Source organism: Thiocystis minor, from assembly GCF_016653465.1.
GTDB classification, from domain to species: Bacteria; Pseudomonadota; Gammaproteobacteria; order Chromatiales; family Chromatiaceae; genus Chromatium; species Chromatium minus.
Genome location: NZ_NHSQ01000061.1, coordinates 37,294 through 50,336, shown reverse-complemented (window position 1 = coordinate 50,336; position 13,043 = coordinate 37,294). Strand labels below are relative to the sequence as shown.

Annotated in this window: 10 protein-coding genes; 6 read left to right on the top strand and 4 right to left on the bottom strand. The window is 62.8% G+C overall.

The window, feature by feature from the left end:
- From CCR95_RS07075 to CCR95_RS07065, 3 genes are all read left to right on the top strand, one after another.
- On the top strand, positions 1-1,187 hold a 1,187-nt coding region (locus CCR95_RS07075), incomplete at its 5' end, for an ATP-binding protein (protein WP_201093075.1).
- 40 nt (positions 1,188-1,227) lie between these two features.
- Positions 1,228-1,917 (top strand): response regulator, encoded by a 690-nt coding sequence (locus tag CCR95_RS07070; RefSeq protein WP_201093073.1) that lies wholly within the window; start codon positions 1,228-1,230, stop codon positions 1,915-1,917.
- Positions 1,918-2,066: 149 nt separating this feature from the next.
- Positions 2,067-2,684, top strand: a complete 618-nt coding sequence (locus CCR95_RS07065) for an EF-hand domain-containing protein (RefSeq protein ID WP_201093071.1) — start codon at positions 2,067-2,069, stop codon at positions 2,682-2,684.
- Between the two features lie 120 nt (positions 2,685-2,804).
- Here the strand turns inward: CCR95_RS07065 and CCR95_RS07060 are convergent, their stop codons facing one another.
- From CCR95_RS07060 to CCR95_RS07045, 4 genes are all read right to left on the bottom strand, one after another.
- The gene (locus CCR95_RS07060; RefSeq protein WP_201093069.1) at positions 2,805-4,472 is read right to left on the bottom strand and encodes a sensor histidine kinase; all 1,668 of its coding nucleotides are present in this window, start codon (positions 4,470-4,472) and stop codon (positions 2,805-2,807) included.
- Between the two features lie 24 nt (positions 4,473-4,496).
- Positions 4,497-6,710 carry an EAL domain-containing protein gene (locus CCR95_RS07055; protein WP_201093068.1) on the bottom strand — a complete coding sequence of 738 codons (2,214 nt, stop codon included), beginning with the start codon at positions 6,708-6,710 and terminating at the stop codon, positions 4,497-4,499.
- Positions 6,711-6,986: 276 nt separating this feature from the next.
- Positions 6,987-7,187: a hypothetical protein gene (locus tag CCR95_RS07050; RefSeq protein WP_201093067.1), complete on the bottom strand. Its 201-nt coding sequence runs from the start codon at positions 7,185-7,187 to the stop codon at positions 6,987-6,989.
- A gap of 357 nt (positions 7,188-7,544) precedes the next feature.
- Positions 7,545-8,462 (bottom strand): LysR substrate-binding domain-containing protein, encoded by a 918-nt coding sequence (locus CCR95_RS07045; protein WP_201093083.1) that lies wholly within the window; start codon positions 8,460-8,462, stop codon positions 7,545-7,547.
- 119 nt (positions 8,463-8,581) lie between these two features.
- On the opposite strand from CCR95_RS07045, the gene CCR95_RS07040 reads away from it, so the two are divergent.
- The 3 genes from CCR95_RS07040 to CCR95_RS07030 all read left to right on the top strand — a co-directional run bounded on the left by CCR95_RS07040 (position 8,582) and on the right by CCR95_RS07030 (position 12,835).
- On the top strand, positions 8,582-9,175 hold the full coding sequence (locus CCR95_RS07040) for a Uma2 family endonuclease (RefSeq protein WP_201093066.1): 594 nt from the start codon (positions 8,582-8,584) through the stop codon (positions 9,173-9,175).
- A gap of 85 nt (positions 9,176-9,260) precedes the next feature.
- Positions 9,261-11,861, top strand: coding sequence for an ATP-dependent chaperone ClpB (clpB, locus tag CCR95_RS07035; RefSeq protein ID WP_201093065.1), 2,601 nt, complete (start codon positions 9,261-9,263; stop codon positions 11,859-11,861).
- Positions 11,858-12,835 carry a PDC sensor domain-containing protein gene (locus CCR95_RS07030; RefSeq protein WP_201093064.1) on the top strand — a complete coding sequence of 326 codons (978 nt, stop codon included), beginning with the start codon at positions 11,858-11,860 and terminating at the stop codon, positions 12,833-12,835. Before clpB ends, CCR95_RS07030 begins: the two co-directional genes overlap by 4 nt.
- Positions 12,836-13,043 lie beyond the last annotated feature (208 nt).

Here is a 13,043-nt window from a genome sequence, read left to right as displayed (position 1 = left end):
CTCCAAACAGGCTCGCTCCCCCCGCGTGGGGAGCGAGCCTGTTTGGAGACGGCGATAATGCACTGGCGCCGATCCCCGATCCGCCGCCGCCACCGGATCCGTTCATGCACCGGCTGCGCTTGCTCGATGCCCATCGGCAGCCCGTGATCGGCCATCTTCCTCCCGACGCCGATGTCCTCGAACGGCCGTTGCGCGTCGAGGATGCGCTGGTCGGCGTGCTGCAACTTGGCATCCGTCCCGGTCTCACGGACGCACTGGATCTGGAGTTTCAGCGCCGGCAAACGCGCATGATCGGGATGTCGGCCCTGCTCGGTCTGGCCATCGCGCTGCTGGCGGCCGTGCCCCTCGCGCGGCATCTGGTCGGACCGCTGCGCACCCTGACCGGCGGACTGCGAACCTTGACCGGTGGTCACTACAGCGTGCGCGTCAACATTCGCCGCGGTGATGAGCTGAACGAACTGGCCAACGGTTTCAATCAATTGGCGCAAACCCTGGAACACAACGAGGCACTGCGGAGGCACTGGATCGCCGATGTCTCGCATGAGCTGCGCACACCGCTCGCGGTGCTGAGCGGCGAGCTGGATGCCCTGGCGGAAGGCGTGCGCCCCGTGAGCGCGCGGGCGATCGGCTCCTTGCAAAGCGAGGTGGGCAATCTCAGCAAGCTGGTCGACGATCTCTATCAACTGGCGCTCTCGGACCTGGGGGCGCTGAGCTACCGGAAAGAGCCGCTGGAGCTTGAACCGCTGCTGGCCATGGCGCTCGAACGCGGCGCGCCAGGCTTCGCCCGCGCCGGCCTGCGGCTCGACAGCGACCTCCAGCAGCCACCCAACTCGATCCTTGGCGATGCGGCGCGCCTGACGCAGTTGATCGACAATCTGCTCGAAAACAGCCGACGCTACACCCATGCCGGCGGGCAGGTGCGGCTGCGCACCCAGCGCCAGGGAGCCTGGGTCAGGCTGGTGCTGAGCGATAGCGCGCCCGGTGTGGCCGATGACGCGCTGCCACGGCTGTTCGAGCGGCTGTTTCGCGAAGAGCGTTCACGTAGCCGGGCGCACGGCGGCGCTGGGCTCGGGCTGGCCATCTGCACGAACATCGTCACGGCGCATGGCGGGCGGATCCAGGCGGCACACTCGCCACTGGGCGGTCTTGAGATTGCGGTGACCCTGCCGGTGCTCGAATCCTCCTGAACGTGGGCGCATCAATCCAGAACAAGGGTGGCCATTCATCATGACCGGGCAACAGATTCTGATCGTGGAAGACGAGCCCAAGCTCGCCAGTCTGCTGGCGGACTATCTGCACGCCAGCGCCTTTCGCACCCGGATCATCGCGGACGGGCTGGACGTCATTCCCGCCGTGCGCGCCGACCCGCCGGCCCTGATCCTGCTCGATCTGATGCTGCCCGGCCGCGACGGACTGGATCTCTGCCGTGAGCTGCGCACCTTCACCCAAGTGCCCATCATCATGATGACGGCTCGGATCGAGGAGGTCGATCGCCTGCTTGGGCTTGAGCTGGGCGCCGACGATTATGTCTGCAAACCCTATCATCCGCGCGAAGTCGTCGCGCGGGTGCGCTCCCAACTGCGGCGCGTGGCCTGGCTCGGCATGACCGATCCCGAGCCCGCGGTCATGGGGCTTGACGTGGATGGCGAACGCTATGAAGCGCGCATCGACGGCGAGTCCATCGATTTGACGCCGGTCGAGTTCCGTCTGCTCAAATGCCTGCACGAACAGCCCGGTCGCGTGTTCTCGCGCGCCCGGCTGATGGACCATGCCTACACCGATGAACGGGTGGTCAGCGACCGCACCGTCGATACCCACATCAAGAATCTGCGCCGCAAGATTCAGCGCCTGCGCCCAGACTGGGATCTGATCCGCTCCATCTATGGCGTGGGCTACAAGCTCGAACGGCCGCCATAGCGCCGACGCGGGCTGACTCAAAATGCCCGCAATCTTCGCGAAAACCGCTCGGCTTTCTCCATGATGACAACACTTTTCGCGGCGAGACTGACATGGCTGTCGCGGCACGTCGACAGCATCCTCAATCAACCAACGATGGAGAACTTGTCATGAAACACGCAAACACGCTGGGACTGGCCGCCCTGCTGATATTGTTCGGTGGCGCGGTTGCCGCTTTTCCGGGTAACGGGCCGGGGGCTGGACCCTTTCCGCCCGAAGCCGATCAGGACGGCGATGGCCGCGTGACCCGCGACGAGGCGGAAAGCTATGGCGCGACCCTGTTCGACGCCGCCGATGTCGACCGCAATGGCGTCCTGAGTTTGGCCGAATTACAGGCGCATCACGCGCAGCAGCGCGCCGCTCGCCAGGAACAGTCCTTTCTGAGCCTGGATCAGGACGGCGATGGACAGATCAGTCTGGCAGAATTTGTCGATGGCTCACCCGCCACCGATGCCGCCGTCGCCACGCGGCTGTTCAACCTCGCCGTCGAGGAGACCGCCGGTCTGAGCGCCGAGGCTCTGGCCGCGTTACGGGATCCCGAGGGGATGGTGCTGCATCAATTCGCGTCACAGGACACCGACGGCAGCGGTTCAGTCTCCCGCGAGGAATTTCTAACCCCGCCAAGTGTCCCGGTTGCGCAGCCGGGCGACGCGCCAGGGGGCTTTATGCCCGGAGGCGATGTCCGGAACGCCGCTTCTCTCCGTCACCCTGGGAGTGCTGACCTTTAACTCAACATGGGACGACAGGGATGTTGTCTTTCCCCCGAAATTTGCGAACAGAGACGACTCGATATCCAGCTCCGGAAAGCGGCATCGATCCGTCTCATAGCAGGTGGCGATTCAATCGGGTCATGCAGGGTCGTCTGGCGGCGAGAGTCTTTCCAGCAACGCCAGCGCCCCCGGATAATCGAAGCCTTCGATCAGACGCAGGAAATCTCCACGCTCACGCCCGAGCGCGGTACGGAGCAGGGGCGGTTCAGGCTGGAGCAATTCGTTGATGGCCATGTCGCCTTGCGCGAGCAGGGTCTTGATGCGTTTGATCAACTCGCTCGCGTCAACGGGATCGTCAGGTGTCGCGCCCGCGACGACAGCGATCGGAAACCCGCGCCGGCTGGTCGCGTTATCCGCTCGCGGGACCGTTCCGGTGTCCGGCGACATGCCTCTCTCGACCGCACCCAAATCCAGCGCGGCGGTTGTCGGCACGGCCCCCTTGCCATGGGACAGCCAGGCGGTCAACCAGAAGGTACTGCCCTGTCCAGGGGTACTCTCAACCCCGGCCTCGCCTCCCATCAGGTGCGCCAGATGGCGCGCGATCGCCAGTCCCAGGCCGATACCGCCAAACTCGCGCGTGGTCGAATTATCGGCCTGCTCGAAGGCATCGAAGAGTCTGGAGATGGTCTCGGGCGCTATGCCGGGTCCGGTATCGCTGACCGCGAAACGCAGCAATAAACGTTCGTCCCGCTCTTCCAGTACCCTGACGCACAGGCGGATGTTCCCCCGTTCGGTGAACTTGATCGCGTTCTCGGCGTACTTGAGCAGCGCCTGACGCAGACGCGCCGGATCGCCGCGCAGCCAGCCCGGCGCCTGACTGTCGATCTCGATCGCGAGCCCCTTGGCGCTCGCCGCGGCGTCGATCAGCGAGCGGATCGCGTCCAGCACGTCGGCAAGGGCGAAATCGGTCTCCGCCAGTTGCAATCGATCCGCCTCGATCTTCGATAGATCGAGGACGTTATCGATGATCTCCAGCAGATGATGGGCCGCCGTCTCGATCTTTTCCAAACGTCGGTCCAGGGCACCGATTCCTGCCTCGTTGTTCCTGGATTGCGCTCCGGGTGCGTCGTCTGGAGCGGGCCGTGAAGCCCCGGCGATCTCTTGGCGCAGCAACTGAGTCAGGCCGACGATGGCGTTCATCGGGGTGCGAACCTCGTGGCTCATGTTGGCCAGAAAGGCGCTCTTGGCACGACTGGCCGCCTCCGCTCGCGTGGCCAGTTCGTGGGCCTCCGCCATGGCGACCGCGAGCGCGTGGTTGGTTTCCCGCAGTTGCCGCTCCGCCTCCCGGCGCGCGGTGATGTCCACCGAGATATTGCCGGTGCCGATCAGATGGCCTTCCGGATCGTAGATGGGATATTTCTTGGTGAGGTAGTGCAGCGTCCGCCCATCGTGCGTGATCACGGGTTCTTCCCGCACGATCAATTCGCCGGGCAGGAGACGTTGCGCGCGCAGATCGTCCTGCCGATAGGAACGAACGGGCTCGCTGTCGGGCGATACCCCGAAGATTTCCGCATCCGTCTTGCCGATCAAATCCTCGTCCGAGGCATGGCCCGCCGCCCTGGCAAAGGCGGCATTGGTGGCGATCACCCGGAGTTCCAGATCCTTGATCACGATAATGGCGTCGCTGTGTCTGACAACGGCTGACAGCGCCGCCATCTTCTCCGCTTCCTTGTGGCAGGGGGCGCTGCCGTCGGAAAGCCGGATTGCTGTCGCCTTCTCGGTCTGGTTCGGTGACAATTTGGTCATGGTCGCTTCTCGGAAAGGCGTCCGCTACACGGGCTTCGAGTCCATGCCGCCGCCAGGGAGGGCGAGCGGATGCCGCTTGGCGCGATGCTCGATGATCCGGAAGGCTTCCCGGACCGCCTCGCGCAGCTCGGCGGTCTTCCACGGCTTGGTCAGAAACTTGAAGATCTCTCCTTGATTGACGGATTTGGCGATGAGTTTTGGATCGATGGTGCCGGAGAGCAGGATCCGCATGGTCCCGGGATACATGGCGCTGACCCGGACGAGAAACTCGGCACCGTCCATCCGCGGCATGTCGGCGTCAGAGACCACGACGTCCACCGCGTTCAGGGCGAGCAGTTCCAGCGCGGCGTAGCCGTCGCCGGCGGTCAGAACACGATAGCCCTCGTGAGCGAACAGACGTTCGAGCATAAAGCGAATTTGCGGGTCGTCGTCGACCAGCAACAGAGTACGGCTGGCGGCGACGGTCTCGGTCGGAAACGCCAGCAGGCGCTCCGAGCGCAGCAGGGCCTCGAACTCGGACGCGGGGAGCGGTCGACTGAAATAATAGCCCTGCATCTCGTCGCAATCCTGCGCGCGCAGAAACCGGAGTTGCGCCTCGGTTTCCACCCCCTCGGCGATGGCGGCCAGATTGAGGCTGTGCGCCAGGTTGATAATCGCCGCGACGATCGCCGCGCTGCTGGGATCCTGCACGATATCCCGGACGAAGGTCTGGTCAATCTTCAGCCGATCGATGCGGAATCGGCGCAGATAGCTGAGCGAGGAAAAACCGGTGCCGAAATCGTCGATGGAGAGCGAGATCGCGAGTTCCTTCAGGCGATGCGTGGCCTCGATGAAGGCCAGCGTATCGGCCATCGCGGCGCTTTCGGTCAGTTCGAGTTCCAGATATTCGGGGGCGAGTCCGGTCTCGCGCAGGATGGTTGCGGTCAAGTCCACGACATCGTAGGCGGCAAACTGGAGCGCCGATACATTGACCGCGACCGTCACCGGCGGCAGTCCGGCTGTCTGCCAGGCTTGGTTCTGGCGGCAGGCTTCGTGGAGAACCCACTTGCCCAGCGGGCCGATGAGTCCGGATTCTTCCGCCAGCGGGATGAAGTCGCCCGGAGAAATCCAGTCGCGTCGCGGGTGCTGCCAGCGTGCCAGCGCCTCGGCGCCGATGATCTGACCGTTACGCAGGTCGATCTGCGGCTGATAATGGAGCGACAGCCCGCCCTTCTGGATTGCCTCGCGCAGATCGCGCTCCAGATCGAGACGTTCCAGGGCGCGCACGTTCATGGCCGGGGCATAAAAGCGGAATCCCTGTCCCCCGGCGATCTTGATTTTGGACAGGGCCACCGTGGCATGGCGCAGCAGCCGGTCGGCCGTGTCGCCATCCTTGGGGAACGTGGCCATGCCGATGCTGGCGGAGAGCACGATTTCATGTTCGTCGATGCTCAGCGGCGCCATCACGGCATCGAGCATCGGCTGGGCGTAACGGGTGACCGCCTCGCGCTCGTCGGCTTTCATCACCAGGATGAATTCGTCGCCTTCGACGCGTGCCAGGGTGTCCGTCGCCGCCGTCAGACGCGCCAGACGCTCCGCCACCAACCGCAGCGCGCGGTCGCCGGCGCCGCGCCCGAGATGCGCATTGACGCTTTTGAAACGGTCGAGGCTCAACATCAGGACGATCAGCGGGCTGGCGTCGGCGCGACTGCGCTCGATGGCTTGCGCCAGACGGTCGTCGAGCAGATTGCGGTTGGGCAGTCCGGTCAGGTCGTCAAAATTCGCTTTGCGTTCGCTCTCGTCCCGGATGGCCTGGACTTCGGCGACGCGGCGCGCGACTTCGGTTTCCAGAAAGGCGTTCTGATCGAGTAGCCAGGCGCGCGCGCGCCGCAGTTCCAGTTGGTTGCGCACCCGCGCCAGCACGACCGAGGCGACGATGGGTTTGGTGACGAAATCCGCGGCGCCCTGCTCCAGACACAGCGTCTCGGTCTCGGCGCTGTCCATGGCCGTGACGAAGATGACCGGAATCTCGCGGGTTCGCGGGTCGGCGCGCAGATGGTCCAGCACCTCGTGCCCGTCCATTTCGGGCATCATCAGGTCGAGCAGGATTAGGTCAGGCGGCGGTTCCAGCGTGGCATATTTCAGCGCGACGGCTCCGCGGTTGGCCGCCCTGACGCGGTAACCGGCCGCGCGTAGCAACTGGCCGAGAATGGCTAGGTTTTCCGGTACGTCGTCGACGATCAGAAGAGTTGCTGACATCTGGGCCTTCCTTCGAAATAGTTGGCAATCGACTAAATCCTTGGATAACCGCCTTCCGATGCATCAATCTGGACCGGCGTACCGCGCATACCCCGACAAAGAGTTGGGGATCGCGGTGGCTGGGCGAGGCGAGTGAGGGAATTCTGCGCTCACCATATTGATCTTCTGGAGGCAGGGCAACTCAGAAAGCGAGGAGCGATACGCCGTCTGAAGAGAGCGGACGGCGCTAACGCGCCGTTCGTCTTGGTCAGCAAATATTGTTATTTTCTTTTTGAATCAAGCGGTTTCTCTTTTCTTTTCGATTTCCCAATTACACTGATCGATCAGATCCTCCAGCGATCGACCCAGTTCGACGGTGAATTTTTCACGTAAGTCGAAACGATGGCCGCTTTGCCAGCACTTGGCGGCGTCGTCCGCGGAGAGCGGAAATCCTTGCCGGCAGAGTTCCCAGATAGCGAGCGATTGTTTGGTGCTCATGATAAATATCCCCTATAGCGTGATGTATCGACGGGACAATGATTGCTGATTTAGCTTCTGGCTAATTTAAATTAAGCAAACGTAGTGCCATGAAAACCATCCGTGGACCCACGAAGTCAGTTGCGAGCGAACAACATTGCGACTCGCAATCCTATCGTTTAGTAGGGTAAATGGTAGCGCGAATCAGGCATTTCAGCGAGGTTCGCGAACCATTTTTCTCCTTTCCGCAACGTGTGGCCTAGTAAACAACTAGCAGATAAACCCACCTTTCGTCAAGGGCGGCGGGAGATTCGATTTGGTCGAAAACCGACAGATTGGCGAATTCGCTATTCGTTTCGTTCAATCCGTTGATATCGGTCAGTTGATGCGTCTAACCGTTTTCGGCAGGTGTTCGCGCACGATCTCGGCGAAGACCTCCAGCGCGCGACGACGGGGAAAGCTGCGGCGGTAGACCAGCGAGATGCGACGATAAGCATCCGGCAGATCAAGGGGGCGGGCAATGATGCCGCTGTCGGCCATCCAGCCGCCACGGATCGCCAGTGCCGGTACCAAGGTGCAACCGAAGCCGGCGCCGACCAATTGCAACAGGGTTTCCAGGCTCGCGGCCCGTAGATCCGCCATTTCGCCATGCGTCGGGCGTTCGGCGAGACGGCAGACATCCATGACCTGATGGGTGAGACAGTGGCCATCGGCCAACAACAGCAGGTCAATGTTCTCCAGATCCTGGGCGCGGATTTCGTCGCGTTCGTTGAGCGGATGATCCATGGGGTGCGCGAGCCAAAAGGGCTCGTCAAACAGGGGCATGGTGTCGAAATCGGTCTCGTCCACCGGCGTGGCGAGCAGGGCGGCATCGATTTCATGATGCGCGAGACGGCTCAGCAGCGAGTCGGTGATCTCCTCGGACAGCACCAGCCGGAGTTTCGGATAGGTGCGCTTCAGGGGAATCAGAACCAGGGGCATCAGATAGGGGGCGAGGGTCGGAATGGCGCCGATTCGCAGCGGACCGGCGAGGGGATCTTGATGGGCGCGAGCGACCTGTTCGATCGCCTCCGCCTGTTCCAGGGCCAGACGGGCATGATTCAGGATGACCTCGCCGACGGGAGTCACCTCGACGGAACGGTTGGTTCGCTCGAAGATGACGACATCGAGTTCGTCCTCCAGTTTCTTGATCTGACCGCTCAGTGTCGGTTGACTGACGAAACAACGCTCTGCGGCGCGCCCGAAATGGCGCGTCTCGGCGACGGCGAGGATATATTTGAGATCGCGAAGGTTCACCCGTGCATGATAGCGGAAATCGATGCTGGCGCGCTGACTGACGTGCACTGGCAGCGTCTATGATCGTGTCGAAGCGAGCCTGCGTGGATCAGCGCATCAACCAACCGGAGACCCGAATCATGGCCCTGGCGCAACGCGACACCGACGCTCACACCTACGCCGATTATCTGGCCTGGCCCGACGAGGTTCGTTACGAACTCATCGACGGTGTGGCCTGGGCGATGGCTCCGGCGCCGACCCTGGAGCATCAGGACGTGGCGGGCGAGATCTATCGCCAGATTGCCAATGCCTTGCGCCACCAACCCTGCCGCCCCTTCATTGCCCCACTCGATGTGCGTCTGCCCAAGGCTGGCGAGGTGGACGAACGCATCGACACCGTGGTGCAGCCCGACGTGCTGGTGGTCTGCGATCCCGCCAAACTCGACCGGCGCGGGGTGCGCGGCGCGCCGGATCTGGTGGTCGAAGTGCTCTCGCCGGGGACCGCCAGCCATGACCACTGGCGCAAGCGTCAGGTCTACGAGCGTGCCGGGGTGCGCGAATACTGGCTGGTGCATCCGATCGATCGTATGTTGACGATCTATCGTCTGGCGGACGGTCAATTCGGCAAGCCCGAGGTTGGCGAACTGGTCGGCGAAACCCCGGTCGGCATCCTGCCCGGCGTGGTCATCGCCTGGGACGAACTCAGCGCGCGTCTGCCTCCGGTCGATCCCTGATGCGATCGGCGGCGGCTTGATTCGGTCGTCGTTAAGCCCCAATTTCCACAACAAATCAACCGGAAATTTAGACAGGATTGCACCCATGAGACAGGACAAACTGACCGCGAAATTTCAGATGGCCCTGGCCGACGCTCAGAGTCTGGCCCTGGGTCGCGATCATCAATTCATCGAACCCATGCACCTCATGGTCGCGCTGTTGGATCAGGAAGGCGGCGGCGTTCGCCATCTGCTGACCCGCGCCGATGTCAACGCCAATCGTCTGCGCTCGACGCTGGGCGAAGCGCTCGACCGCCTGGCGACGGTACAGGGCGCTGGCGGCGACGTGCATCTCGGCAACGATCTGAATCGATTGCTGAATCTGACCGACAAGCTGGCGCAACAGCGCAACGATCAATACATCTCCTCCGAACTCTTCGTGCTCGCGGCGCTGGAAGACAAGGGCGTCCTGGGCAATGCGCTGCGCGAGGCGGGCGCCAGCAAGTCGGCTATCGAGAAGGCCATCCAGGAGGTGCGCGGCGGTCAGCAATCCGTGAATGACCCCAATGCCGAGGAGCAGCGTCAGGCGCTCCAAAAGTACACCATCGATCTGACCGAACGCGCCGAGCAGGGCAAGCTGGACCCGGTGATCGGGCGCGACGACGAGATTCGGCGAACCATCCAGGTGTTGCAGCGGCGCACCAAGAACAATCCGGTGCTGATCGGCGAGCCCGGCGTCGGCAAGACCGCCATCGTCGAAGGATTGGCCCAGCGCATCGTCAACGGCGAGGTGCCGGAAGGACTGAAGACCAAGCGTTTGCTGTCGCTCGACATGGCCGCGCTGATCGCCGGGGCCAAGTTCCGCGGCGAGTTCGAGGAGCGTCTCAAGGCGGTGCTGAACGACATCGGCCGGCAGGAAGGCAACATCATCCTCTTCATCGACGAGTTGCATACCATGGTCGGCGCCGGCAAGGCCGAGGGTTCGATGGATGCGGGCAATATGCTCAAGCCCGCCCTGGCGCGGGGCGAGCTGCACTGTGTCGGTGCCACCACACTGGACGAATATCGCAAATATGTCGAAAAGGACGCGGCCCTGGAGCGCCGTTTCCAGAAGGTTTTAGTGGATGAACCCAATGTGGAAGACACCATCGCCATCCTGCGCGGACTCAAGGAGCGTTACGAGGTCCATCACGCGGTCGAGATCACCGATCCGGCCATCGTCGCGGCGGCGGTGTTGTCGCATCGCTACATCGCGGATCGGCAACTCCCGGACAAGGCCATCGACCTGATTGACGAGGCGGCCTCGCAGATCCGCATGGAAATCGATTCCATGCCCGAGGAGATGGACAAGCTCAGCCGGCGTCTGATCCAGCTCAAGATCGAACGCATGGCCCTGAAAAAGGAATCCGACGAGGCATCGCGCAAGCGTCTCTCCGACCTTGAGGGCCAGATCGAGCGGCTGGAACGCGAGTTCGCCGACCTCGACGCGATCTGGAAATCCGAGAAAGCCGCCGTACAGGGCACCGCGCACATCAAGGAGGCGCTGGACCGCGCGCGGATGGAGATGGAAACCGCGCGCCGCGCCAGCGATCTGGCCCGCATGTCCGAGCTTCAGTACGGACGCATCCCGGAACTGGAAAAGCAGCTCGCGCGGGCGGGCGAGGGCGGTCAGGGCGAGAATCGTCTGCTGCGCACCAAGGTCACCGAGGAGGAAATCGCCGAGATCGTCTCGAAATGGACCGGGATTCCGGTCTCGCGAATGCTCGAAGGCGAGCGCGACAAGCTGCTGCGCATGGAGTCCGAGATCGAGCGCCGCGTGGTCGGTCAGATCGAGGCGGTGCGTTCGGTCAGCGATGCGGTGCGCCGCTCGCGCGCCGGGCTGTCTGATCCTGGACGGCCGATCGGCTCCTTCCTCTTCCTGGGGCCGACCGGCGTCGGCAAGACCGAGCTTTGCAAGGCGCTGGCCGCCTTCCTGTTCGACACCGAGGAGGCGATGGTTCGCATCGATATGTCCGAATTCATGGAGCGGCACTCGGTCGCGCGTCTCATCGGCGCGCCGCCCGGCTATGTCGGCTACGAGGAGGGCGGCTATCTGACCGAGGCGATCCGTCGCCGTCCCTACAGCCTGATCCTGCTCGACGAGGTGGAAAAGGCCCATCCGGATGTCTTTAACGTGCTGCTTCAGGTGCTCGACGACGGGCGGCTCACCGACGGTCAGGGGCGCACCGTGGATTTTCGCAACACGGTCATCGTCATGACCTCCAATCTCGGCTCCAGCATCATCCAGCAACGCGCGGGCGAGGCCAATTACGCGGCGATGAAAGAGGCCGTCATGGAGGAAGTACACCATGCCTTCCGGCCCGAATTCATCAACCGGCTCGATGAAATCGTCGTCTTCCATCCGCTGCAACCGTCGCAGATCCGCGCCATCGCCCGGATTCAGATCGACTTTCTGCAACAGCGTCTGGCCGATCGGGACATGCGCCTCACGGTCGACGACCGCGCGCTCGATCATCTGGGCGAGGCCGGTTTCGATCCGGTCTATGGCGCGCGTCCGCTCAAGCGCGCCATCCGCACCCAGCTCGAAAATCCGCTGGCGCAGGAGATTCTGTCCGGCAAGTTCGGTCCCGGCGATCTGATCGAGGTGACCATGGGGGACGGGCAGCTCGCCTTCGAGCGGGTGTTACAGGGCGAGCTGGTGGAATGAGCCAGGCCCTTCAAACCGCTGTCGCGCGCCAGCGCATGTTATTGCAGGGCCGGCTCGCCGGGCTGCTCGAACGCCTCATCGGCGATTGCCGCTCGGTCTGGCCCGAGCGCGCGGGTCTGGAGCGGATTCTGGCGGATGCGCTGCCCAATCTGCCCTCCTGCAAATATCTCTACGTGCTCGATGGCGAAGCCAATCAGTTGACCGCCAATCTCTCGCCCCAGGGCTGGCTTCCCGAGCATCTGGGGCGCAACCGTCGCGAGCGGCCCTATCTGGCGGAGGCGCTCGCCGGGGCGCGGTTTTCGCTGTCGCCGGTCTATCTCAGCCGCAACGCCCGGCGGCCCTCGCTGACCGCGATTCAGCGCATCGATGACGAAGAGGGCGGTCTGCTCGGCTTTCTCGGCGCCGATTTCGATCTGCGCGAACTGCCACTGACCCGCGAGATCTACCAGCAGCCGGACCGCTGGCTTCAGCTCAAGGGCGATCCGGCGATTCGCGGCGGGCTGTTTCAGCAGGAGCGGGTGGAGAGCCTGATGGATCGGCGGATCGACGAGATTCTGGATCTGCTGGTCGAGCTGGTCGCCGTCCATGGCGTCTTTCACGGCAAACTGCATTTTTCCAGTTCGCGCGCGACCCTGTGGCTGATCGAGGATCCCTTTCGGTTCCGCATTCTGGATTATGAGGATCTGGCCAATCCCGGGATCTGTCTGGCCTACCCCCAGCGAGACTATCCGGCGGATGCCGCGATTCCGCTGGAGCGTGTCGGCGAGGTCTTCCGCACGTTCCGCGCGTTGCGTTTCATGGACGAAAACATCTATTTGCGCTCCGGCTCGCTCAACATTTTCAACGGTATCGTCGGACTGAATTTCTCCTGCGACGGCTCGCACTACATGCGCTGGGAGGAGTTTTTGAGCAAGAGTTTTGGATTCTGGATCGGCACTGGCGATGCCTGCGCTTTGGAGCCGAAAATCGCCTAAGGCGATTTCTGTGAAAGTTCATGCCCATGCCCAAGGCTTCAAATGGACAGGATTAACAGGATGTTTCAATATTCACAGGATTCAAAAACAGCTTTTTACGAAATCCTGTTCATCCTGCGAAACCCTGTCCATTAACTGCCTCTGTGGGTCGATTGTTTTCAGGAAATCATCTAAAGCCTGGTTGCCTGGGACCGCCGACAGGTTGGCG

Excerpts from the sequence above, each read along its gene's own strand:
- CCR95_RS07050 (WP_201093067.1), bottom strand. The coding sequence starts at position 7,187 with ATGAGCACCAAACAATCGCTCGCTATCTGGGAACTCTGCCGGCAAGGA.
- CCR95_RS07040 (WP_201093066.1), top strand. The coding sequence starts at position 8,582 with ATGGCCCTGGCGCAACGCGACACCGACGCTCACACCTACGCCGATTAT.
- CCR95_RS07070 (WP_201093073.1), top strand. The coding sequence starts at position 1,228 with ATGACCGGGCAACAGATTCTGATCGTGGAAGACGAGCCCAAGCTCGCC.
- CCR95_RS07065 (WP_201093071.1), top strand. The coding sequence starts at position 2,067 with ATGAAACACGCAAACACGCTGGGACTGGCCGCCCTGCTGATATTGTTC.
- CCR95_RS07055 (WP_201093068.1), bottom strand. The coding sequence starts at position 6,710 with ATGTCAGCAACTCTTCTGATCGTCGACGACGTACCGGAAAACCTAGCC.
- CCR95_RS07060 (WP_201093069.1), bottom strand. The coding sequence starts at position 4,472 with ATGACCAAATTGTCACCGAACCAGACCGAGAAGGCGACAGCAATCCGG.
- CCR95_RS07030 (WP_201093064.1), top strand. The coding sequence starts at position 11,858 with ATGAGCCAGGCCCTTCAAACCGCTGTCGCGCGCCAGCGCATGTTATTG.
- clpB (WP_201093065.1), top strand. The coding sequence starts at position 9,261 with ATGAGACAGGACAAACTGACCGCGAAATTTCAGATGGCCCTGGCCGAC.